17 protein-coding genes are annotated in these 19110 nt (G+C 70.4%); 10 read left to right on the forward strand and 7 right to left on the reverse strand.

The window, feature by feature from the left end; all coding sequences use genetic code 11:
- Positions 1 to 561 precede the first annotated feature (561 nt).
- On the reverse strand, positions 562 to 1989 hold the full coding sequence (gene sepH, locus B3I25_RS02435) for a septation protein SepH (protein ID WP_206398913.1): 1428 nt from the start codon (positions 1987 to 1989) through the stop codon (positions 562 to 564).
- 318 nt (positions 1990 to 2307) lie between these two features.
- Here sepH and B3I25_RS02440 point away from each other — a divergent pair, with 318 nt between their 5' ends.
- A complete protein-coding gene (locus B3I25_RS02440) occupies positions 2308 to 2607 on the forward strand; it encodes a DUF4193 domain-containing protein (protein ID WP_064847393.1) in 300 nt (99 codons plus the stop codon).
- 85 nt (positions 2608 to 2692) lie between these two features.
- On the opposite strand, the gene B3I25_RS02445 is transcribed toward B3I25_RS02440, so the two are convergent.
- The gene (locus B3I25_RS02445; protein ID WP_286737697.1) at positions 2693 to 3244 is read right to left on the reverse strand and encodes a DUF3093 domain-containing protein; all 552 of its coding nucleotides are present in this window, start codon (positions 3242 to 3244) and stop codon (positions 2693 to 2695) included.
- 85 nt (positions 3245 to 3329) lie between these two features.
- Here B3I25_RS02445 and dut point away from each other — a divergent pair, with 85 nt between their 5' ends.
- From dut to B3I25_RS02465, 4 genes are read left to right on the forward strand one after another with little or no spacing between them, the layout of a single operon-like run.
- Positions 3330 to 3782: a dUTP diphosphatase gene (gene dut / locus B3I25_RS02450; protein ID WP_098054510.1), complete on the forward strand. Its 453-nt coding sequence runs from the start codon at positions 3330 to 3332 to the stop codon at positions 3780 to 3782.
- 49 nt (positions 3783 to 3831) lie between these two features.
- Entirely contained in the window at positions 3832 to 4596 is a 765-nt protein-coding gene (locus B3I25_RS02455; RefSeq protein WP_206398834.1) for a DUF3710 domain-containing protein, read from the forward strand.
- A gap of 5 nt (positions 4597 to 4601) precedes the next feature.
- A complete protein-coding gene (locus B3I25_RS02460; RefSeq protein WP_064846772.1) occupies positions 4602 to 4964 on the forward strand; it encodes a hypothetical protein in 363 nt (120 codons plus the stop codon).
- Positions 4961 to 5668, forward strand: coding sequence for a DUF3159 domain-containing protein (locus tag B3I25_RS02465; RefSeq protein ID WP_286737699.1), 708 nt, complete (start codon positions 4961 to 4963; stop codon positions 5666 to 5668). The genes B3I25_RS02460 and B3I25_RS02465 overlap by 4 nt, the downstream gene beginning before the upstream one ends.
- Here B3I25_RS02465 and B3I25_RS02470 read toward each other — a convergent pair.
- Positions 5586 to 6332 carry a potassium channel family protein gene (locus B3I25_RS02470; RefSeq protein ID WP_206398832.1) on the reverse strand — a complete coding sequence of 249 codons (747 nt, stop codon included), beginning with the start codon at positions 6330 to 6332 and terminating at the stop codon, positions 5586 to 5588. The genes B3I25_RS02465 and B3I25_RS02470 overlap by 83 nt on opposite strands.
- Positions 6332 to 7051: a potassium channel family protein gene (locus B3I25_RS02475; RefSeq protein ID WP_064846787.1), complete on the reverse strand. Its 720-nt coding sequence runs from the start codon at positions 7049 to 7051 to the stop codon at positions 6332 to 6334. Before B3I25_RS02475 ends, B3I25_RS02470 begins: the two co-directional genes overlap by 1 nt.
- Before the next feature lie 63 nt (positions 7052 to 7114).
- Here B3I25_RS02475 and B3I25_RS02480 point away from each other — a divergent pair, with 63 nt between their 5' ends.
- The 4 genes from B3I25_RS02480 (at position 7115) to dxs (ending at position 15736) form a co-directional block, all read left to right on the forward strand.
- Positions 7115 to 9088: an APC family permease gene (locus tag B3I25_RS02480; RefSeq protein ID WP_286737701.1), complete on the forward strand. Its 1974-nt coding sequence runs from the start codon at positions 7115 to 7117 to the stop codon at positions 9086 to 9088.
- Positions 9085 to 10515 carry a class I SAM-dependent RNA methyltransferase gene (locus B3I25_RS02485; protein ID WP_286737702.1) on the forward strand — a complete coding sequence of 477 codons (1431 nt, stop codon included), beginning with the start codon at positions 9085 to 9087 and terminating at the stop codon, positions 10513 to 10515. The genes B3I25_RS02480 and B3I25_RS02485 overlap by 4 nt, the downstream gene beginning before the upstream one ends.
- Positions 10516 to 10685: 170 nt before the next feature.
- Positions 10686 to 13493: an aconitate hydratase AcnA gene (gene acnA / locus B3I25_RS02490; protein WP_286737703.1), complete on the forward strand. Its 2808-nt coding sequence runs from the start codon at positions 10686 to 10688 to the stop codon at positions 13491 to 13493.
- 227 nt (positions 13494 to 13720) lie between these two features.
- Positions 13721 to 15736: a 1-deoxy-D-xylulose-5-phosphate synthase gene (gene dxs, locus B3I25_RS02495; RefSeq protein ID WP_286737704.1), complete on the forward strand. Its 2016-nt coding sequence runs from the start codon at positions 13721 to 13723 to the stop codon at positions 15734 to 15736.
- A 71-nt stretch (positions 15737 to 15807) separates the two neighbouring features.
- Here the strand turns inward: dxs and B3I25_RS02500 are convergent, their stop codons facing one another.
- Positions 15808 to 16287: a Rieske (2Fe-2S) protein gene (locus B3I25_RS02500; RefSeq protein ID WP_286737705.1), complete on the reverse strand. Its 480-nt coding sequence runs from the start codon at positions 16285 to 16287 to the stop codon at positions 15808 to 15810.
- A 147-nt stretch (positions 16288 to 16434) separates the two neighbouring features.
- On the opposite strand from B3I25_RS02500, the gene B3I25_RS02505 reads away from it, so the two are divergent.
- Complete coding sequence (locus tag B3I25_RS02505) at positions 16435 to 16905, forward strand: hypothetical protein (RefSeq protein WP_064846779.1); 471 nt, start codon at positions 16435 to 16437, stop codon at positions 16903 to 16905.
- A 129-nt stretch (positions 16906 to 17034) separates the two neighbouring features.
- Here B3I25_RS02505 and B3I25_RS02510 read toward each other — a convergent pair whose 3' ends face one another.
- Positions 17035 to 18297 (reverse strand): HRDC domain-containing protein, encoded by a 1263-nt coding sequence (locus B3I25_RS02510; protein WP_064846789.1) that lies wholly within the window; start codon positions 18295 to 18297, stop codon positions 17035 to 17037.
- Positions 18298 to 18430: 133 nt separating this feature from the next.
- Positions 18431 to 19012 (reverse strand): DUF3000 domain-containing protein, encoded by a 582-nt coding sequence (locus B3I25_RS02515; protein ID WP_231885597.1) that lies wholly within the window; start codon positions 19010 to 19012, stop codon positions 18431 to 18433.
- Between the last annotated feature and the right edge of the window lie 98 nt (positions 19013 to 19110).

Genomic DNA, 19110 nt, shown 5'->3' on the forward strand with positions numbered 1-19110 from the left:
TGCTCGTGGGCGCCGGGGGTACCGGCGCGGCGGGCGGTGCGGGAGCGACCGGGGGTGCGGGAACCACGGGGGGCGGAGCGGGCACGTAGTACTGCTCCGCGGGCCTCGAGGGCGGGACCAACGGCGTGATCTGCGGCGACGGCGTCGGAGATACGCTCGGGGTGGCGCTCGGCGTGGGGGAGGGGGTCACGGTGGGGGAGGGGGTCACGGTGGGGGGCTCGGTCGCGAAGTTCGCGGGGTCGTCGCCGGACGAACCCGACAAACCGGTGAAAGCCACGGCCCCCACACCCACCAGGACGAGCAGGGCCGCACCACCGAGCGTGACGGGGGCCATGTATCGCCGGACACCCGAGCGGGCCGGAGTCGCGGTGCCTTCGGGGGATTGAGTGTCCTCACCGAATAAATCGTCCTGGATGGAGTTGCCCATGCAAAAATTCCCTCGAGATCGCCCGTGCGTGTCCACGACCGGACCGTGTTCTCCCCGGGCCCGGTGCGTTCACGTGACTTTACCGCGTGCCGGCTTCCCCGCGCACAACCGCTCGTGAGAGCGCAGCGCCGACGTCAGGACCGGTTGGCCCCGAAGACGATGTCGTCCCAGCTCGGCACGGAGGACCGCTTGGCCTTGGGGGTGCGACCCCGCGGGCCCGGGGCGGGACGGTCGCTCGATCCCGATTCGTCCGTGGTGCTCGCATCGCCGGAACGGGCCGGTTCGTCGGTGTCCTGCGCGGCGGGCTCGTCCTCGTCCGCCACGTCCGTGGCCGTGCCGGAGGCGTCGACGGCGAACGCGCTATCCGACGTCGTGCCGCGCGCTTCGGTCTCCGTGGCCGCGTGTTCGTCCTCACCGGAGTTCTCCGACCCGGAGTCCTCAGGCGCGGAATCCTCGGAAATGCAATCCGCAGGCTGGTGGTCCGTGACGGCGGAGGGGACGTTCTCGTTCCGGGAGGCTGCGGGGGAGTCGTCGTACGAGCCCTTCCCGAACGGCACGGCGGGGGCAGCTGCGTTCCGGGAGGGGGTGGCGTCGTCGTGTTCAAGGGGGGTCGAATCGTCGACGATCTCGATCCCGTCGTCCTGGGCGAGTGCCTGGGCCTCGGCGACCTGCGAGGCGGCCGGCTGGATGGGCCGGTCGAACACCGTGGAATCCTCCGGGGCGTCGATGGGGCGCGGGCGCTGGTCCACCTGACCCATGCCGCGGCCGAGTATCTCCGCGAGCCGGTCGTCGCCCGCCTCGTCCGAGCCGATCCGCCGTCCGCGGCGCGACTGCAGGACGTCGAGCAGGTCGTCCGCCTGGCTCGCCTCGTGCTGCAACTGCCGCAATGTCGCGGTGGGTGCGGGGGGCAGCGCGTGGGCGGCCGCGCCGAGCGGGCCGGTCTCCTGGTGCTCCTGACCCAGCGCGTGCGCCCAGTCGTTCTCCGGACGCACGGTCCGGTTCGCGGGGTTGTAACTCCACTGGGCGGGACCCGGGATGTCCGGGGCGTCCTGCGAGGCGTCCTCCGCGGAGAAGCTCAGCTGCACGGTCCACAACTGGTCCTCGCGCAACCACGCGTCCCAGTCGAAGGACGAGCGGTCCACCCCGAGCTCGGCGGCACGCTCGTCCACGGTCTCACGCAGGGTGCGGGGCTCGCCCTCGAACACGGAGCGGTAGCCCTCGTGGGAGGGGTTGGTCCCGGAGACCGTGACCCGGCACGCCTCGGCGACCACGTGGGAGCGTTCGGCCAGGATGGGCCACTCGTACCGCTTGACGCGTTCGGCCTCCCACCCGGACTCGGCCACGACGTCCTCGACGCTCGCGCCGGCGCGGAAGCGGGCCTGGATGTCACGCGGACCGAAGGACCCTCCGCCGCGCCCATGAGAGGGTGGCTTGCGGCGCGCGTGCTGGATCGTCTGACGCAATTGCTGGTCGATCTTCAGCCGGTAGCGGGTCGAATCGGGGGTCTCCACGATGAGGTGCTCACCGTCGTCGTGCACTCCTACCAGGCGCAACTGCTCCATGCTGTCCTTCCCTCGCCGTTGGGGGCACCACGCGATCCGGGGTGCGCTCGGCGCGCTCGTAGCGTCAGTGTAGTGGCACGCCCGGGCGCCGTCCGGGACCGGCGGGACGGCCACCCGCACGGGCACCACGTGTGTCATCCGGACGAGCGGATCCACCGCCCGAGGTGGAAATCTTGCTCTGCGAGAAAACCTCGGCGTCGCCACTGGCTTTTTCCGCGCCCATGGTGAACAATCTACGCGACACGGCCCGGGGGTAGAGCGCTCGGGAGTTGTTTTTCGCAGGGATTTTCGTGAAGACCGGTTGGAGCGGATAGACACATGGCCACAGACTACGACGCACCGCGTAAGCAGGACGAAGACCTCAAGGAAGACTCCATCGAGGAGCTCCAGTCCCGGCGGTCGGACCAACAGTCCGGAAGCGTTGACGAGGACGAGGCCACCGCGGCGGAGAGCTTCGAGCTCCCCGGCGCGGACCTCTCCAACGAGGAACTGTCCGTCGTGGTGCTCCCAGCCCAGGACGACGAGTTCACGTGTGGCTCGTGCTTCCTGGTGCGCCACCGTTCGCAGCTCGCCGAGGAGCGCGATGGCGTGAAGTACTGCCACGAGTGCCTGGGCTGAGCCCCGGGTCCACGACCGCATGACGACGGGCGCTCACCCTCGGGTGAGCGCCCGTCGTCTTTCTGCTCGTCCGTGATCGTGCTCGTCAGACCCGGTCGCCGCGGTCGCTCGCCGAGCGGGAGCCCGCATTGATCGCCTCGGCCAACCGCTCGGGGTGGCGGGTCGCGGTGAGCCAGTACGGGGTGGGGTCCACCGGGTCCACGATCTCGATCCGGCACAGGTCCGGCATCGACACACGGAAGTTCATGAAGGCGCGCCCGTCCAGGTCGGGTCCGCGCGCAGCACGCGCCTCGGCGCCGACCAGCGGACGAGCATTGCCCACGTACTGCCGTTCGATGTACGCCCGGCCCACGCGCAGGTCCTTGTCGGTGACCACGATGCTCGGCGCCCCCAGGTGCAGCACGAGCCCGATCACGACCATCAGCACCACCGCGACGATCACGCCCACGGCGATGCTGATGGGTGCCACGGCCACGAATCCGGTCGCACCCACGAAGACCACGATGAGCCATACCCACCACGCGACGATCAGCTTCTCCTCGTACTGCACGTCCGCTCGGACGTTCTCCTGGGCGTGGGACGGGTGCTCTGCGGGTGAGGACGCCGCGGCCGCCCCGGAATCTGGGTGGAAACTCATGCCCCCACCTTGACACATTCCCCCTGGACGCCGCCCGCGTCCGCGCCGTCAGGCCCGCGCGTTACAGTGGGGCATTGTGACCGAAATGAGCGAGTCGGCCGCGGTGACCGTGGCCCTGCACCTGTTGGACCCGGACCTGCCCGCCCCCGCCTATGCACGTCCCGGTGACGCCGGGGCGGACCTGCGCGCCCGCCACGACGTCGAACTCGGCCCGGGTCGGCGCGCGCTCGTGGACACAGGGGTGGCGCTCGCGATCCCCGCGGGGTACGTGGGTCTCGTGCACCCGCGCTCCGGGCTCGCGGCCAAGCATGGGCTGACCGTGGTCAATGCACCGGGCACCGTGGACAGCGGCTACCGTGGCGAACTCAAGGTGTGCCTGCTCAACACGGATCCGCATGAGAGCTACACGGTGCGCCGCGGTGAGCGGATCGCCCAGCTCGTGATCCAGGAAGTGGTCACCGCCCGCTTCGAGCTCACCACCGAACTCCCCGACAGCGAGCGCGGTGCAAGCGGATTCGGGTCCACGGGGGCCCGCTGATCGCCGGCCCTCGCCCCCGCAGATTCCCCACCCACTCTTGGAGCAACTGATGTTCGGACGTAAGAAGCGCAACCGCGAGGCCTCGGAGCAGACACCGACCGAGTCCACGACCGCGTCGGCTGCCACCGAGGCCGCCCCGGACCAGGACGCGCCGGATCCTCGCGCCAACGGCCCGTGGGACGAGAGCGAGATGCCGGGTGAGCGCGCCGAGTACCTGGATCTCGGGGCTCTGCTGCTGAAGCCGGTCGCGCGCGTGGACGTGCGCGTCGAGCTGGATCCGCGGGACCGGGTGCCGCGGGCCGTGAACATGGACTTCGGGGGCGGTTCCGTCCAGGTGCAGGTCTTCACGGCCCCCAAGTCCTCCGGGCTGTGGGACGAGGTGCGCGCCGAGCTCGTGGCCGGGTTGCGGCGGGACGGGGGCGACCCCACGGTCTCCGACGGTCCCCTGGGCATGCAGGTCAACGCGCAGTTCGCGGGCGTCACGCCCTCCGGCGAGAACGGATTCCGGCTTGCACGCTTCGTGGGCATCGACGGTCCGCGCTGGTTCCTGCGCTGCGTCTACACAGGCGACGCCGCGCTGCCCGGGCCCACCGCGGAGGTGCTCGATGACGCCGTGCGCGGGCTCGTCGTCGTCCGCGGCCAGGACCCGCACCCGCCGCGCGACCTGCTCGCGCTCACGGTCCCCGAGGACGCCGAGGTGCACCCCGCGGGCGCGCCGACCGGTGCGGACGAGGACGCGGGTCGGACCCCGGCGGAGCCAGGCGCCGCGGTGCAGGAGCCGCGGCGCGGCCCCGAGATTACCGAGATCGGCTGACCCGGGTGGTCAACAACCCGCTCACGGGCGCGATCGACGTCGTCGCCGAACCCGAGGCCCACGCGGAGGACCTGACCCCGGAGCATAGGGCGCGGCAGCGGCGCCGTGCGGTCGTGGAGGGCGTGGTCGTGGAGGTCACGATCGCGCCCGTGACCGCGCCGCCGTACTACCGGGCGCTGCTGCGCGTGACGAACCCAGCGGCGCAGCCGTGCACGCTCGAACTGCTGTGGCACGGTCAGCACGTGGTCCCGGGCGTCACCGCCGGCACCAAGCTGCGCTGCCTCGCCGTGGTGTGCTTTCCGGACGGGGTGGCCACCATGTACAATCCGCGCTACGAGATCATCACCCCCAAGAAGGCCGTGCGATGACGTCCCCGCCGGACCCGACGGAACCCGCACCGCAGAGCGCGGGCGACCGCATGGGCCGCGCCGCCGAGGATCTCGCCCGGCGCTCGGGCCTGCGCCGGGACGCCAACGGCCAACTGGACGTGCTCAGCGCCGTGGGCGGCTGGCGCGGTGTGATCGAATCCATCCTCCCGGGACTCGTGTACCTCGCGTGCGTGGTGCTCACGGGGGAGTTGGTCCCGGCGTTGTTGGCGTCACTGGGCACGGCCGCCGTGTTCACCGTGCTCCGGCTGGCGCAGCGCCAGGCCGTGACCCAGGCGATCGCCGGGCTCATGGGCGTGGGGGTGTGCACGCTGTTCGCCCGCGCGGGCGGGCAGGCGCTGGACTACTACGTGCCCGGGTTCATCACGAACGTCGTGGCGCTGGTCCTGTTGAGCATCTCGGCGGTTGTTGGGTGGCCGCTGCTGGGCGTCGTCTTCGGCTACGTGCGCGGTGAATCCGTGGAATGGCGCCGCGACCCGCTGCGGCGCGTGGCCTATCAGCGGGTCAACGGTCTGCTCATCGCGATGTTCGCGACCCGGTTGCTCGTGCAGGTTCCGCTGTACGTCGCGGAGAACGTCACGGCGCTCGGGATCGCGCGCTTGGTCATGGGGGCCCCGCTGTACGCCGCTGTGCTGTGGGTGGCATGGCTGTGGAGCCGCCCTCGCCGTGAGCAGCCTGCAGGTTGACGTCCCGGGCCGTGGTGAACATGGCCCGCAACTGGTCCTCACCCTCCGCCGTGGTGATGAAGAACAGCTCGTCCCCGCTCTCCAGGACGTCGTCGCCGGACGGTGCGATCGGCACGCCGTCGCGCAGGATCGCCACGAGCGCCACGTCCTGGGGCCACGGCACCTGGGTCACGGTGCTCGCGACCACGGGGTGTTCCCGGGGCACCGTGTAGGCGGACAGCGTGGCCGAGCCGGTCTGGAAGCTCAGCAGGCGCACGACGTCGCCCACCTCCACGGCTTCCTCCACGAGCGCCGTCATCAACCGCGGGGTGGATACGGCCACGTCCACGCCCCACGCGTCGTCGAAGAGCCACTCGTTCTTGGGGTGGTTGACACGCCCCACGGTGCGGGGCACCCCGAACTCGCTGCGCGCGAGCAACGAGACGACCAGGTTGGCCTTGTCGTCACCGGTCGCGGCCACGACCACGTCCGCCTCCTCCGCGCGCGCCCGTTGCAGGACTTGGAGATCGCACGCGTCCCCCACGACCCACTGCGCACCGCGCAGGTTGGAGCGCCCGATCACCTCCGCGGTGGCGTCCACCACGACCACGTCGTGGCCGTGCGACAACAGTTCCCGAGCGATCGAGGATCCCACGGACCCTCCGCCTACGATCACCACGTGCATCAGTCACGCCCCCGCGTCCCAGGGGTCGCGGCGAGCGCCACGGCCTCCATGACCTCGTCCGACGGCGGCCGGGACAGCACCCGGGCCACGCGTTCCACGTCCTCCACGCGCATCATGGCGTGCACGATGTCCCCCTGCTGGTAGCTCGTGTCGCTCGCGGGCAGGATGCCCTCCCCGAACCGGGTCACGAACGCGACCCGCACACCGGCGGCCTCCTCGATCCGGTCCAGGTGCAGTCCGGACCACGCGTCGTCCAGGGGCAGTTCCCCGAGCTGCAGGCGGCCGGAGGCCTCCCGGAAGTCACCCGTGATGGCGTGTTCGGGCAGGATGCGGCGCAGCACCTGGTCCGCGCTCCAGCGCACGGACGCGACCGTGGGAATGCCCATGCGCTGGTAGAACTCCGCGCGGGTGGGGTCGTAGATCCGGGCGACCACGTGCTTGACCTTGAAGGTCTCCCGCGCCACGCGCGCGGCGATGATGTTGGAATTGTCCCCCGAGGAGACCGCGGCGAACGCGTAGGCGTCCGCGATCCCCGCGCGTTGCAGCACCTCGCGGTCGAAACCGTGGCCCGTGACCTTTTTGCCGCTGAACGAGGGCCGCAGTTTGCGGAACGCCCGGTCGTCCTGGTCGATCACGGCAACCGTGTGCCCTGAGTCCTCGAGGGCGTGCGCGAGGGTGATACCCACCCGGCCCACGCCCATGATCACGAAATGCGCCATGAGCCACAGCATAGGGCCCGCGGCACGGGACAAGGCCCGGCCGAGGGACTAGCGTGTTCCCACGTGTATGTGTCCCAAATGCTGCGCCGCGCGCTCGTGGGCAAACCGATCCACAACGAGCGCGCCGCGGGCACGGTGCTCTCCAAGGGCACCGCCCTGCCGGTGTTCGCGTCCGACGCCCTGTCCTCGGTCGCGTACGCCCCGGATGAGATCGTCCTGACGCTTGCCCTCGCGGGTTCCGCGGCGATCCTGCTGTCCCCGTGGGTGGGCCTCGCGGTTCTCGCCGTGCTCGCGGTGATCATCACCGCGTACCGGCAGAACGTGCGCGCGTACCCCTCGGGCGGGGCGGACTTCGAGATCGCGTCCAAGAACCTCGGCCGGCCCGCCGGTGCCGCGGTGGGTGCCGCTCTGATGGTGGACTACACGCTCGTCGTGGCCGTGTCCATGGCCGCCGCCGCGCAGTACCTCGCCGCGGCCGTCCCGTGGCTCGTGGGTCACCAGACGGTCGTGGCCGTCGCGGGGATCGCGCTCGTGGGCTTGCTCAACCTGCGCGGACTCAAATTCATGGGTCGCGCGTCCTCGGTGCCCACGTACGCGTTCGTGGGGGTCGTGCTGATCCTCGTGCTCGTGGGCTTCGTCCAGGACGTCACGGGAACACTGCAGCGCGCGCCGTCGGCGGACTACGACGTCGTCCCGGCCGCGGGCATGGACGGGGGGCTCATGGGCCTGGCCGGGGCCATGCTCGTGCTGCGCGCGTTCTCCTCGGGTGCCGTGGCCCTGACGGGCGTGGAGACCATCACGCACTCCGTGCCGTTCTTCCGCAAGCCCAAGGCCCTCAACGCGGCGCGCACGCTCGTGGTGCTCGGAGCGCTGTCCGCTGTGTTGCTGCTCGGGGTGCTCTACCTGACCCGGCGCACGGGCGCGGTGGTCGTGATGGACCCCGCGCGGCAACTGTTGATCGACGGCCGCGCACCGGAGCCCGACTTCTACCAGGTGCCCATCCTGGGCCAGATCGCGCAGGCCGTGGCGGGGGCGGATTCCGTGTGGTTCGTGATCCTCGTTCTCGTGACCGTGGGCGTGCTGTTCATGGCCGCGAACACGGCGTACTCGGGCTTCCCCGTGCTGGCCTCACGCCTCGCGTCCGCCGCATTGCTGCCCCGGCAGTTGCAGAGCCGGGGGGACCGCTTCGCGTTCACCAACGGCATCATCCTGTTGTCCGTGGTCGCGGCGGTCTTCACGATCGTGTTCGGCGCGAACGTCAACGGGCTCATCCAGCTCTACGTGGTGGGGGCGTTCTTCGCGTTCACGCTGACCCAGGCGGGCATGGTGCGGCACTGGGCCAGGGTGCGCCGCACGAGCACGTCGCAGAGTCCGCACCGCCGGATCGCCGGGCGCTGGGCCGTGGCGGTGATCGCCCTGATCGCGTGCGCGGCGGTGTTTGTGGTGGTACTCGTGACCAAGTTCGCCCAGGGCGCGTGGCTCACGATCGTCGCGATCGCCCTGATCACCGTGATGATGCGCGCCATCGGGCACCACTACCGCTCGGTGGACACCGAACTCGAGGTGCACCAAAACTCGGGGGTGCGGGCCCTGCCGTCCCGCGTGCACTCGATCATCGTGGTCACCTCGGTGCGCAAGCCCGTGGTGCACGCCCTGACCTATGCGCGGGCCTCCCGTCCGTCCAGCCTCGAGGCCGTGGTGGTGGACACGGACCGCGCGCGCACCGAACAGATCGTGAAGCAGTGGGAGGCCCTGGAGATCCCCGTGCCCGTCACGGTCCTCGCCTCGCCCTACCGCGATACCGTGGGACCCGTCGTCGCCCACATCCGCGGCATCCGCCGCAAGTCCCCGCGGGACCTCGTGATCGTGTACCTGCCCGAGTACGTGGTGGGCCGCGGATGGGAACGCTTCCTGCACAACCAGGCCATCCGCCCGTTGCGGACGCGGCTGCACTACGAACGCGGAGTCATGATCGCCTCCGTACCCTGGCACCTCGAATCGGTGCGCGAACTACGACTCACGGAGAACAACGAATGACCGAGTCCCCCGATCACCTCGAGCTGCGCCTGGGCGCCGTGGCCCACGGCGGCCACGTGGTGGCCCGCACGGACGAGGGGCGCGTGGTCTTCGTGCGCCACGGGCTGCCGGGGGAGCTGGTTCGGGTGCGGCTCACCGACCGGGACCCCGCGGCGTCGTTCTGGCGCGCTGACGTCACGGACGTGCTCGAACCCGTCCCCGGGCGCCGGGAGGTACACCCGTGGGAGCAGGCGGACGCGCTCGTCGCAGCGGGCGCGGACCGGTCACCGCTGGGCGGGGCCGAGTACGGGCACGCGGATCTGACGACCCAGCGCGAACTCAAACGCCACGTGATCGCCGAGCAACTGGGCCACCTGGCCGGCCACGACTGGGACGGCGAGGTGCAGCCCGTCGCGGGGGAGAGCCCCGACGGCACCGGGTGGCGCACCCGGTTGCACCTGGACGTGGCCCCCGACGGCACACCCGGGATGTACCCCCACCGCAGCACCGAGCTCGGTCCCGTCACGGACATGCCCCTGGCCACGGACGCGATCCGTGCCCTGGCCCCGTGGTCGCTGGAGTACCCCGGTGCGGCCCGCGTGGACGTTGCCGCGCCGGCAGGGGGAGCGGCACCGCTGCTGCACGTGGGGCTGCGCCCGGATACCGCGCCGGAGCAGGTCACCGCCCTGCGGGATCGGTTGAGCGCATGGGCGGGGGACCGCGGGGTGAGCGTCACCGCGCGCTCGCCGCACGAGCGGGACACCCAGTTGTGGGCGGGCACCGACCACGTCCAGGAGACCCTCGAGTTGCCCGGCGCTACCGATCCCGAGCCGCTGCGCTGGCGCATAAGTCCCACGGGCTTCTGGCAGATCCATCGCGGCGCTCCCGGGACCCTCGCGCGCGCGGTACTGGACGGCGCCGGTCTGCGCCCCGGGGACAGCGTGTGGGACCTGTACAGCGGCGCCGGTCTGTTCACCGCGGTGGCCGCGCGCGCCGTGGGCCCCACGGGGTGCGTCTTCGCGGTCGAGGGCTCGCCCGTGACCTCCGCCGACGCCGCCCACAACCTCGCCCGCGCCCCGCACGTCACGAGCGTGCGCGGGGACGTGGCGCGCGTGCTCACTGGACCGGGCGGGCGGGGTGGGCACCGGGGCCGGGGCGCCGCAGCGGCGTCGTCCCGGCGGGGTCGTGGTTCCACACCGCGGCCACCGCGCCCGGACGTCGTCGTCCTGGACCCGCCGCGCGCCGGTGCGGCCAAGGAGGTGCTGGCCGCGGTGGACCGTGCCGCACCGCGCACGATCGTGTACGTCGCGTGCGATCCCGCCGCGCTCGGCCGGGACCTGGGGCGGTTGCGGCGCCGGGGCTGGCGGATCGAGGGCGTCGAGGCATTCGATCTGTACCCGAACACGCACCACGTGGAAGCCGTCGCGGTGCTCAACTGCGAGGGCTGAACCGGGCGGCCGCACGACGGCCCACGTCATCGTGACGCGGACGCCCGGGAATCCCCGGAGTGACGGAGCGCACGGGCTACACTGACAGGGACTGTTCCACGCGCGGGGGACACCTGTAGTGTGCCGCGCGCGCCGAACGCAACCGACGGTGGCGAGAGGAGTTCCACACCATGACTGTGGACAGCTTTGGAGCCAAGGACGTTCTCAACGTCAAGGGCACCGACTACGAAATTTTCCGACTGGACGCCGTGGAGGGAGCCCAGAAGCTCCCCTACAGCTTGAAGGTCCTGCTCGAGAACCTGCTGCGCACCGAGGACGGTGCCAACGTGACGAGCAAGCACATTGAAGCCCTGGGCAACTGGGACCCCGAGGCCCAGCCCGACACGGAGATCCAGTTCACCCCTGGCCGCGTGATCATGCAGGACTTCACCGGCGTTCCCTGCATCGTGGACCTGGCTACCATGCGTGAGGCCGTGGCAGATCTCGGCGGCGACCCCTCCCGCGTGAACCCGCTCGCCCCGGCCGAGCTGGTCATCGACCACTCCGTGCAGATCGACGCGTTCGGTTCCGCGGACGCGATCGAGCGCAACATGGACATCGAGTACCAGCGCAACGGCGAGCGCTACCAGTTCCTGCGCTGGGGCCAGACCGCGTTCGATGACTTCAAGGTGGTCCCGCCCGGGATGGGCATCGTCCACCAGGTCAACATCGAGAACCTGGCCCGCGTGGTCATGACCCGCGAGGTTGACGGCACGCTGCGCGCCTACCCGGACACCTGTGTGGGCACCGACTCCCACACCACCATGGAGAACGGCATCGGCGTGCTCGGTTGGGGTGTGGGCGGCATCGAGGCCGAGGCCGCGATGCTCGGTCAGCCCATCTCCATGCTGATCCCGCGCGTGGTGGGTTTCAAGCTCACCGGCGAGATCCCCTCCGGTGCGACCGCCACGGACGTGGTGCTGACCATCACGGAGATGCTGCGTGAGCACGGTGTCGTGGGTAAGTTCGTGGAGTTCTACGGTGAGGGCGTGGCAGCGGTGCCGCTGGCCAACCGCGCCACGATCGGCAACATGTCCCCGGAGTTCGGTTCCACCGCGGCGATCTTCCCGATCGACCAGGTGACCCTGGACTACCTGGCGCTCACGGGCCGCTCCGAGGAGCAGATCGCCCTGATCGAGGCGTACACCAAGGAACAGGGCATGTGGCACGACCCCGAGCACGAGGTCGCCTACTCCGAGTACCTCGAGTTGGACCTGTCCACCGTGGTCCCCTCGATCTCCGGGCCCAAGCGTCCCCAGGACCGCATCGAGCTGACCCGCTCCAAGGAACAGTTCCGCGACGACCTCGTGAACTACGTGGCCGAGGACAAGTCCGTGGACGTGGACCCGGACGTCGTCGAGTCCTTCCCGGCCTCCGACGCCCCCTCCCACGACGCGACCGATGAGCAGGACCCCCAGGACGCGCCGCGCGAGAGCTCCGCGGACGACATGAAGGAGCGCCCCGAGCACCGAGTGGAGGTCTCCATGGAGGACGGCCGTCACTTCGAGCTGGACCACGGTGCCGTGTCGATCGCCTCGATCACGTCCTGCACCAACACGTCCAACCCCTCGGTGATGATGGCCGCGGCCGTGCTCGCGCGCAACGCCACGGAGAAGGGCCTCAAGGCCAAGCCGTGGGTCAAGACCTCGATCGCGCCGGGTTCGCGCGTGGTCACCGAGTACTACGAGAAGTCCGGTCTGGTCCCGGCACTCGAGGAGCTCGGCTTCTACATCGTGGGTTACGGCTGCACCACGTGCATCGGCAACTCCGGTCCTCTGGAGCCCGAGATCTCCCAGGCCGTGCAGGAAAACGACCTCGCCGTGACCTCGGTGCTCTCCGGTAACCGCAACTTCGAGGGCCGAATCAACCCGGACGTGAAGATGAACTACCTCGCGTCCCCGCCGCTGGTCATCGCGTACGCGCTGGCCGGGACCATGGACTTTGACTTCGAGAACGAGCCTTTGGGCCAGGACTCGAACGGTCAGGACGTGTTCCTCAAGGACATCTGGCCGGACCCCACCGAGGTCCAGAAGATCATCGATGCTTCGATCGACACCGATATGTTCGACCGCGAGTACGGCACCATCTTCGACGGTGACGAGCGCTGGCAGAACCTGGACACCCCCACGGGTGACGTGTTCGAGTGGGACCCCGAGTCCACCTACGTGCGCAAGCCACCGTACTTCGAGGGCATGACCATGGAGACCACTCCGGTGGAGGACATCGAGGGTGCGCGCGTGCTGCTCAAGCTGGGCGATTCCGTGACCACGGACCACATCTCCCCGGCCGGTTCGTTCAAGAGCGACACGCCCGCGGGCAAGTACCTCACGGAGCACGGCGTGCAGCGCAAGGACTTCAACTCCTACGGTTCCCGCCGTGGTAACCACGAGGTCATGATCCGCGGTACGTTCGCGAACATCCGCATCAAGAACCAGCTGCTCGACGGCGTGGAGGGCGGTTTCACCCGCGACTTCACTCAGGAGGGTGGCCCGCAGGCCGCCGTGTACGACGCCGCGATGAACTACCAGGAGGCCGGTGTTCCCCTGGTGGTGCTGGGCGGCAAGGAGTACGGCTCCGGTTCCTCGCGTGACTGGGCGGCCAAGGGCACGTCCCTGCTGGGTGTGCGCGCGGTCATCGCGCAGTCCTACGAGCGCATCCACCGTTCCAACCTGATCGGCATGGGCGTGCTGCCCCTGCAGTTCCCCGAGGGCGAGTCCGCGGACTCCCTGGGGTTGGACGGCACCGAGACGTTCTCGATCGAAGGGGTCACCGCGCTCAACGACGGCCAGACCCCCAAGACCCTGAAGGTCACGGCCACCAAGGAAGACGGTTCCACCGTGGAGTTCGACGCCATGCTACGCATCGACACCCCGGGTGAGGCCGACTACTACCGTAACGGCGGCATCCTGCAGTACGTGCTGCGTCAGATCGCCAAGTAATAGATCCTCGGATCGTACCGTCGGCCGGTGATCCCCACTCGGGGGGGTCACCGGCCGACGGCGTTGCGGGCGCCGTTCGCCGTGGCCCAGGCCATGCGACGGGACGGGGCCCCGGCCAGGGCGAGTAAGATCGGACGGAGCATTCGGGCGCATCATGATCCCCCCGCCGGACGAGCACCCGTCCGGTGCGGGCCCGAAGAGGACGAGACATCCACGGAGAGCAGGCTATGACGCTTCTGGAGACCATCGAGGGACCCGAAGACCTACGGGGGCTGGACGCCGCGGCCATGGAGCAGTTGGCCGCTGAGATCCGTTCCTTCCTGATCACCCACGTCTCCGCGACCGGGGGTCACCTGGGGCCGAACCTGGGTGTCGTGGAGCTCACCCTCGCGGTGCACCGCGTGTTCGACTCGCCCCAGGACTCGATCGTCTTCGACACCGGGCACCAGTCCTACGTGCACAAGCTCGTCACGGGTCGCCAGGACTTCGACACCCTGCGCCAGGAGGGTGGCCTCGCGGGCTACCCGTCCCGCGCGGAGTCCGAACACGACATCGTGGAGTCCTCCCACGCGTCGTCGTCCCTGTCCTGGGCGGACGGGATCTCGCGCGGTTACGCGCTCACGGGTCAGGACGACCGGCACACCGTCGCGGTGATCGGGGACGGGGCCCTGACCGGTGGCATGGCGTGGGAGGCCGTGAACAACATCGCCTCGGACCGGGACCGCAAAGTCGTGATCGTGGTCAACGACAACGGCCGCTCCTACGCGCCCACCGTGGGCGGGTTCGCGAACCACCTGCGCGAGCTGCAGGCCAGCGTGCAGCAGGGCGTGGACGCCGTGCGCACGGACCGCCGCTACGAGCAGACCCTCGCGAAGGCTAAGCGCCTGCTGACGTCCTCGGGCCACCTGGGCCAGGCCGTGTACCGCGGTCTGCACGGGATGAAGCAGGGCATCAAGGACGTGGTGGTCCAGCAGGGGATCTTCGAGGACCTCGGCATGAAGTACGTGGGTCCGGTGGACGGCCATGACCTCGCCGCGATGGAACAAGCGCTCACGAATGCCCGCAACTTCGGCGGCCCGGTCATCGTCCACGCCATCACCGAGAAGGGCCACGGCTACTTGCCCGCCCGCCTGGACGCGAACGACCAGTTCCACTCCGTGCCCGTGATCGACCCCACTACGGGCAAACCCACGAGCACCGCCTCGGCCCGCTCGTGGACGCACGTCTTCCGCGACGAGATCGCCGCGATCGCGGATGAGCGCGAGGACATCGTGGGCATCACCGGCGCCATGTTGATCCCCATGGGACTGCAGAAGATGCAGACGGCACACCCGCAGCGCGTCGTGGACGTGGGGATCGCCGAACAACACGCGCTGACCATGGCCGCGGGCATGGCGTTCAGCGGGCTGCACCCGGTCGTGGGCCTGTACGCGACGTTCCTCAACCGCGGCTTCGACCAGCTGCTCATGGACGTGGCCCTGCATCACGCGGGCGTCACGGTCGTGCTGGACCGCGCAGGCGTCACCGGCCCGGACGGGCCGAGCCACCACGGGATGTGGGACCTCGCACTGTTGCAGATCGTGCCGGGACTGCACCTCGCGGCCCCGCGGGACGAGGACACCATGGTCGAGGAGCTGCGCGAGGCGGTTGCCGTCTCCGACGCACCCACCGTGGTGCGCTACCCCAAGGGCGCGGTGGGTGCGCCGCTGCCCTCCCTCGAGCGACTGAGCGGCGGGGTGGACGTCCTCGCCCGCAACGGCGAGGCCTCCGGCAAGGGCGTGGATCACCGCGACGTGCTGATCGTGGGCGTGGGCGCCATGTGCGTCACCGCGCTGGACGTCTCCGAACGCCTCGCCGCCCACGGTGTCTCCTCCACCGTGGTGGACCCCCGCTGGGTGCTGCCCGTGCCGCAGGCGGTCGTGGAGCAGGCAGCGACGCACCGGATCGTGGTGGTGATCGAGGACGGTGTGCGCGCCGGGGGCATCGGTTCGCTCATCCGCCAGGAGATGCGCGCCCAGGGCGTGGACACCGCGCTGAACGAGGTGGGGTTGCCCACCGAGTTCCTCGAGCACGCGAGCCGCGAGCAGATCCTGCAGCACACGGGGTTGACCGCCCAGCGCATCGCCCAGGACACGCTCGCGTCCGTCCTGGGCACCAAGGTCCCGTACGCGCGCCCCGTGGCCGAAGACGCCGCGCAGTTCACCGTGCCGCGCTCCGGGGAGCAACCGCGCGACGGACGCTGAACCACCAGCGCTGATCCACGGACCGTTTGCCGCCGGACCGATGCGGTGCGTGGCGAACGGATCCGCGCGGTTCAGCCCACGATGACGCGCCCGTTGCGCACCGTGACCGGGTACTCAGTGAGTCCCCTGGGTGCGGGCCCGCCCTTGACCTCGCCCGTGGCCATGTCGAACGCCGAGCTGTGGCACGGGCACACGTACTGCCGGTTGGCGGGATTGACGATGCACCCCTCGTGCGGGCACACGGGAGAGAACGCGGTGAACGTGCCCTTGGTGGGCTGTCCCACCACGGCCTGCACACCCCCGGAGTCCACCTTGAGCCCCGACCCCACGGGGATGTCCGCGGCGGCGGCCACGTCCACGGGGGTGGCCGGCGCGGTGGGGATGGCCGCGGCGTCGTCGTCCGATCCGCCGCCCGAACTGCATGCGCTCAACCCGACCGCGCCCACAGTGGCGATCCCGGCGGCACCCACGGCGCGTCGGCGCGTGAACAACGCGGGGGAGGGGGTCTTGGTCCGGGCGGCGGGGTCCTCGGGCAGGGGTGGGACGGTCATGGCGGTGCGATCCTTTCGACGCGGTGACTCCAATCCTAGGACCGGTCACGGCGCGGCGTGGGGCGCGGGAGCGGGGGGTTTCCTCAGTACGATGGGACCAGGAGCGGACGGGTGGATCCCGGTCCGCCGTACAGGAAGGAAGGCACCATGATCAAACGTCTTGCATTCGTCGCCGGTTTCGGAATTGGCTTCGTGGTCGGCTCCGCGTCCGGTCGCAAGAGCTACGAGTCCCTGCGCGAGAGCGCGCTGAACACCTGGAACGACCCCAAGGTCCAGGCCAAGGTCTCCGAGGGTACGGACTGGGTCAAGTCCGAGGTCCCCGTGGTGGGCGAGAAGCTCGCCGAGGGCGCGCAGAAGGCCGCCGGCACCGTGGGCGCCAAGGCCTCCGAGGGCGCGGCCGCCGTCAAGGACAAGGCCGCCCAGGGTGCCGCGTCCGTCAAGGACAAGGCGCAGGGCGGTGCGGAGGCCGTGAAGCAGAAGGCCTCCCAGGGCGGTCAGGATTCCGGTACGCCCGCGAACCATTCGGGCGCCGAGCTGCCTGAGCCCGCCGTGACCGAGGACGAGGTGGACATGAAGCCCGCGCACCCGGGTCCGGACGCCAAGGACATGAAGAACTGATGCGACGGGCGGCACGGGTCATGTGACCGCGCCGCCGCGTGACAACGGCCGTGCACCTTCGTGGGTGCACGGCCACTGTCGTGTTGTGGCCGGAGCGGTCCGGTGCACGGCCGGCTCCGCGCCCTCGATCTACTCGTGCCCCTCAGTGGTCTTCTCCGCCCGACGCCGCGAGCGCAGTTCACGCCACGCGGCCCCGATCACGGGCGTCACGTGCTCGACCTGCCACGAGCGGGCGCCGAGCTCGCGCAGCCGGGCGGCCACGGCGTCGTCGGCAGTGGAACGCGGGGGCTGCCAGCAGAACCGGCGCAACAGTTCGGGCGTCAGGAGGTTCTCGGTGGGTAACTCCAGGTGCTCGGCGAGTTCCGCCACGGCGGGTTTGAGGACCTTGAGCCGCGCCGCTGCCTCCGGGCGCTTGGCATCCCAGCCCTTGACCGGCGGGAGGGCGTTGGAGGGGATCGTGGCGGGGACGGGCTCCTCGGTGTTGCGGGCGTCCTGGACCGCGGTGAGCCACCGGGTGGCCTCGCGCGAGGCCAGGCGACCGTGGAAGCCCGGGGTGGCCATGAGCTGCGGCACGGTGCGGGGCATCGCGTTGGCGGCCGCCACGATCGCCGAGTCCGGGAGCAACCGTGTGGGCGCGAGGTCCTTGTGCCGCGCGAGCGACTCCCGCGCCTGCCACAGATTGCGCACCGCGGTCAGCTTGCGCCGGCCACGGACGTTGCCCACGCCGTGGGTGCGCCGCCACGGATCCTGGCGCGGTGCGGGCGGGGGCAGGGTGCGGATGTGGTCGAATTCTTCGAGCGCCCAGTCGAGCTTGCCCGCCTGGACCAGGCGATCCTCCGTGGCCCAGCGCAGCTGTACGAGCACTTCGACGTCCAGTGCGGCGTAGTTGAGCCAGTCCACGGGCAGCGGGCGCTGGGACCAGTCCACCGCCGAGTGCTCCTTGGACAGCGTGAATCCCAGCAGCTCCTCCGTCATGGAGGCGAGGCCCACCTTGCGCAGCCCGAGCAACCGACCGCCCAGTTCGGTGTCGAAGAGCCGGTCCGGGTGCATGTCCAGTTCGGCGAGGCAAGGCATGTCCTGCGTGGCCGCATGCAGCACCCACTCGACGTCGCGCAGGGCCTCGTTCACGACCGCCAGGGACCCCACGGCCTCGGGATCGATCAGGATCGTGCCCGCGCCCTCGCGGCGCAACTGCACGAGGAACGCGCGCTGCCCGTAGCGGAACCCCGAGGCGCGTTCGGTGTCGATCGCCACGGGACCCGTGGCCGCGGCCAGTTGCTCCGCGGCGCGCGTGAGGCCGCGGGCGGTGTCCACCACGCGGGGGAGCCCCTCTGCGGGGCCGTTGAGATGCACGGTCGCGGGAATGTGCAGATGCTCGAATCCGGGGACCACGATCTCGGGTGGCTCCGGAGCTCGAGGGGGCCTGGGGTCCTTGGCGTTGCTGTTGATGGGATGTTCCTCGGAGGGTGGATCGGCGGCGGTGCAGGTGATCCGCACCGCCGGACGGGACGGATGACGGGGCCGGTTACAGGTAGGTCACGCCCTCGTGATGGGGTGGCAGACCGGCGGCGGTGCACAACACCTGGGCCCAGGCACCCAGGTGGGTCAGGGCCCAGTGCGGCGGGCCGATGTGGGGCACCGGGGTCCAGGACGCACGCACCTCCACCTGGGCGGAGTCTGCATGTTCGGTCAGGCTGCCGAAGTGGCGCTCCACCGTGCGGGAGGCCGTACCGCCCTCGGCGGTGAACTGCGCACCGTGCTCGGTGAGCGTGTCCGTGAGCCAGGACCAACCGACGTCGGTCAGCAGGTCGTCCCGGCCCATGGCGGTGTCCGTGCGGGACCGGAACCAGCTCACGATCCGGAAGGGACCTTCCCAGGGCTGCGGGCAGGACTCGTCGTACAACACCACGAAACGCCCGGCCGCCGGTGCGTCGTCCGCGGTGCGGGGCCGGTCGGGTGCGGTGTCGCGCCGATGGGGACCCCGGACGACTTCCGCGGCGAAGGAGATCGCGTGCGGAGCAAGTCCGTGCGGGGGGACGATACGGCGCAGTGCGATCTCCGGGCGGAAGCGGGCAGTCTCCAGGGCTTGCACGACTGCGCGAAACACGTCCGGAGTGCTCTTCAGCTCGGTTACCGCTCCCACAAGGTCACAGTAACCACACCGTTATCCTTCACCGCGCGTTTGACATCGTGTCGCTCGTGCGT

Origin of the sequence: Kocuria sp. UBA1838, assembly GCF_002338785.1 — a bacterium.
Classification (GTDB): Bacteria; Actinomycetota; Actinomycetes; order Actinomycetales; family Micrococcaceae; genus Kocuria; species Kocuria marina.

Bases quoted from the DNA above. Each gene is read 5' to 3' on its own strand.
- sepH (WP_206398913.1), bottom strand. From the start codon at position 1,989: ATGGAGCAGTTGCGCCTGGTAGGAGTGCACGACGACGGTGAGCACCTC.
- B3I25_RS02440 (WP_064847393.1), top strand. From the start codon at position 2,308: ATGGCCACAGACTACGACGCACCGCGTAAGCAGGACGAAGACCTCAAG.
- B3I25_RS02445 (WP_286737697.1), bottom strand. From the start codon at position 3,244: ATGAGTTTCCACCCAGATTCCGGGGCGGCCGCGGCGTCCTCACCCGCA.
- dut (WP_098054510.1), top strand. From the start codon at position 3,330: ATGAGCGAGTCGGCCGCGGTGACCGTGGCCCTGCACCTGTTGGACCCG.
- B3I25_RS02455 (WP_206398834.1), top strand. From the start codon at position 3,832: ATGTTCGGACGTAAGAAGCGCAACCGCGAGGCCTCGGAGCAGACACCG.
- B3I25_RS02465 (WP_286737699.1), top strand. From the start codon at position 4,961: ATGACGTCCCCGCCGGACCCGACGGAACCCGCACCGCAGAGCGCGGGC.
- B3I25_RS02470 (WP_206398832.1), bottom strand. From the start codon at position 6,332: ATGCACGTGGTGATCGTAGGCGGAGGGTCCGTGGGATCCTCGATCGCT.
- B3I25_RS02475 (WP_064846787.1), bottom strand. From the start codon at position 7,051: ATGGCGCATTTCGTGATCATGGGCGTGGGCCGGGTGGGTATCACCCTC.
- B3I25_RS02485 (WP_286737702.1), top strand. From the start codon at position 9,085: ATGACCGAGTCCCCCGATCACCTCGAGCTGCGCCTGGGCGCCGTGGCC.
- acnA (WP_286737703.1), top strand. From the start codon at position 10,686: ATGACTGTGGACAGCTTTGGAGCCAAGGACGTTCTCAACGTCAAGGGC.
- dxs (WP_286737704.1), top strand. From the start codon at position 13,721: ATGACGCTTCTGGAGACCATCGAGGGACCCGAAGACCTACGGGGGCTG.
- B3I25_RS02500 (WP_286737705.1), bottom strand. From the start codon at position 16,287: ATGACCGTCCCACCCCTGCCCGAGGACCCCGCCGCCCGGACCAAGACC.
- B3I25_RS02505 (WP_064846779.1), top strand. From the start codon at position 16,435: ATGATCAAACGTCTTGCATTCGTCGCCGGTTTCGGAATTGGCTTCGTG.